We start from the raw sequence: 1,405 nt of genomic DNA, 5'->3' as shown, positions 1-1,405 counted from the left end.
GCCAGTTCAGTTTCAATGGCTTGAGCTAATAACGCTTGTGCCCCTTTTTTTAATAGCTCTTCTAACGGATTGACTGGTGTCTCAATAGAAATAACATTATCATTTTTAGTCGTTGCTATGTTCCTTTTGTTAATTGTTGATCGGCCAAGATCAATTAACAGGTTACATCGCAATGCTTTATCCTCATACACCAGAAACGACTATAGCTCGTTATTTTCGGGGATTTTTATTATACTCGTTCTTAAATGTGTAGTTTTTAGGACACATCAATGAAGTTACAACTTTTCACACGTATACGGAGCATACCCTAGGTATGTATACTCGAAGAAAATGGAGTTTTTGGAAGTTGTAAGCTATTGAAAAATACATATAGGTAGGAAACATGAAAATGATGAGTTTTATTTTTGTATTACTATTCATGTCTATGCTTTTAGCGTTTTTAGAGAAAAAAAACAGTAGTTATATCTTTTTTTTGTTCACAGTAGTTATGGGACTTTTCTGGTTTTATCATCATTCATCTGACTCATTATTAACTTTATTGTAGAAACACTATGAGCAATAAAAATATTATCTTTATTAATATACTTGGATTATTAGGAATTACATCAGTACTTCTTACGGCATTTATTCTCCAATTGATCTTGAATGAATTACCTTGCCCTTTATGTCTTTTACAACGTATTGGTTTTGGTATGGTTATGTTTGGATTGATGCTTAATGTTAGATATGGAATTAAACAGAGGCATTATGGAATTATCCTAATTGGTGCTGTTTTTGGTTTATTAACTTCTCTACATCAAATTCTATTACATGTAATCCCTAATACACCTGCTTATGGAAGTGCTATTTTTGGATTCCATTATTATACATGGGCATTTATTTTATTTATCACAATAATACTATCAGTGTCTATATTATTGATATTAAATGATATTGATGGCAATGGCAACTACGTAATTGGAAAGTTTGGACGTTATGTTTGCTTAGGGGCTATTGCCGTAATAGCATTAAATGTTGTGGCTACATTTTTTGAATGTGGTCCTTTTCAATGTCCTTACGATCCTATTAATTATTGGTTATTTTGAGGGCTAAATGGAAATATTGCATTTCATGTGCCAGAGAATCAGAAAAAAACAGCAATGAACCCCGCTAAAAAGGGGCTATTATCTGATAGGGCTTGTTTTCGCGATCTCTACATTGAAATATTGACGTATTTACTGACTGTAGTCCTAGAAATACTAAGATCTTCGGCTATCATCGCATGAGTATAATCTTGCTTTTTCATTGTGTTTACTGTGAGCGTCCGGCGAACTACGCCTTGCTTAGTTTAACGTGCCAGGGTAAGAGACTATTGAGGTCGCAGTTGGGAGAGGATAATTGTTCCAAACAGTGTGCGATATAATCG

The 1,405-nt window shown here is 33.7% G+C and carries 2 protein-coding genes; both read left to right on the top strand.

Annotated elements, in window-relative coordinates:
- Positions 1 to 382: 382 nt before the first annotated feature.
- Positions 383 to 544, top strand: a complete 162-nt coding sequence (locus L2764_RS28480) for a DUF5993 family protein (RefSeq protein ID WP_376708518.1) — start codon at positions 383 to 385, stop codon at positions 542 to 544.
- A gap of 7 nt (positions 545 to 551) precedes the next feature.
- Positions 552 to 1,085 carry a disulfide bond formation protein B gene (locus L2764_RS27180; RefSeq protein ID WP_248943448.1) on the top strand — a complete coding sequence of 178 codons (534 nt, stop codon included), beginning with the start codon at positions 552 to 554 and terminating at the stop codon, positions 1,083 to 1,085.
- Positions 1,086 to 1,405 lie beyond the last annotated feature (320 nt).

Source organism: Shewanella surugensis, from assembly GCF_023284005.1.
Taxonomy (GTDB): Bacteria; Pseudomonadota; Gammaproteobacteria; order Enterobacterales; family Shewanellaceae; genus Shewanella; species Shewanella surugensis.
The sequence above is the reverse complement of the archived record's forward strand: the minus strand, read 5'-3'. Positions and strand labels throughout refer to the sequence as shown.

What these genes read in the sequence shown, in the direction of transcription:
- L2764_RS27180 (WP_248943448.1), top strand. Translation starts at nt 552, where the DNA reads ATGAGCAATAAAAATATTATCTTTATTAATATACTTGGATTATTAGGA.
- L2764_RS28480 (WP_376708518.1), top strand. Translation starts at nt 383, where the DNA reads ATGAAAATGATGAGTTTTATTTTTGTATTACTATTCATGTCTATGCTT.